The sequence below is a fragment of the Pseudomonas guariconensis genome (genome assembly GCF_015680235.1).
GTDB lineage: Bacteria > Pseudomonadota > Gammaproteobacteria > Pseudomonadales > Pseudomonadaceae > Aquipseudomonas > Aquipseudomonas guariconensis_A.
In genome coordinates this window covers 1-707 of the sequence record NZ_JADLJL010000075.1, presented here as the reverse complement: position 1 = coordinate 707, position 707 = coordinate 1, and the positions used below count along the sequence as shown (strand labels likewise).

Below are 707 nucleotides of genomic sequence, written 5' to 3'. Positions count from 1 at the left end.
GAGTAGGAGACGGGCTCTCACCCGTCGTCCTCTCACACCACCGTGCGTACGGTTCCGTACACGGCGGTTCAGGTTATGCGGCTAAGCCTGTTGATCGTATCGAGTATCGAGACCAGTCCGAGTTGATCCCATAGTTTCTTCGGCAACGCCTGATTCATGTGTGGCGCTCCGGAGTTCCACCATGGGCCTCGGCCATTGAAGGCTGATTTGCAAGCCCGCTCCTCGCCTAACCCCAGACGTATCAGGTTGCGCGCCCTCGTGGAGGGCCGCTTCCATTGACGCCAAATGGCACAGCGGAGTTTGTGCCTGATCCAACCATCCAGCTCCTCAAGCGGCCGCTTGCTCTGGCTGAGCTTGAAGTAGTTCGCCCAACCTCGTAACACGGGGTTTATCCGCTCGATGACGCTCGCCATCTTGCGCCCCCGCGCGCCATGTAGCAGTTCGCTTAGCCGGGCGCGCACGCGACCTAGGCTCATCGCTGCCACGCGCAACCTCGGTTGCCGGTGCCCGCTCATGCCATAGCCCAAGTAGTCACACTTCCAAACCCCTGCGACTCGGCTCTTCTTACGATTCACCGTCAGTTTCAGGCGCTGATTCAGGAAGCGCTCAACGCTGCTCATCGTTCGTTCGCCTGCGCGAGGACTGCGCACATAGATGTTTGCGTCATCGGCATAACGGACGAAGCGATGATCTCGTCGCTCCAGCTC

The 707-nt window shown here is 59.8% G+C and carries 1 protein-coding gene; it reads right to left on the bottom strand.

Annotated features, from left to right (window positions below; translation table 11 throughout):
• Positions 1-68: 68 nt before the first annotated feature.
• A partial coding sequence (locus IRZ56_RS22905) for a group II intron maturase-specific domain-containing protein (protein ID WP_268868154.1) occupies positions 69-707 on the bottom strand: 639 nt, incomplete at its 5' end.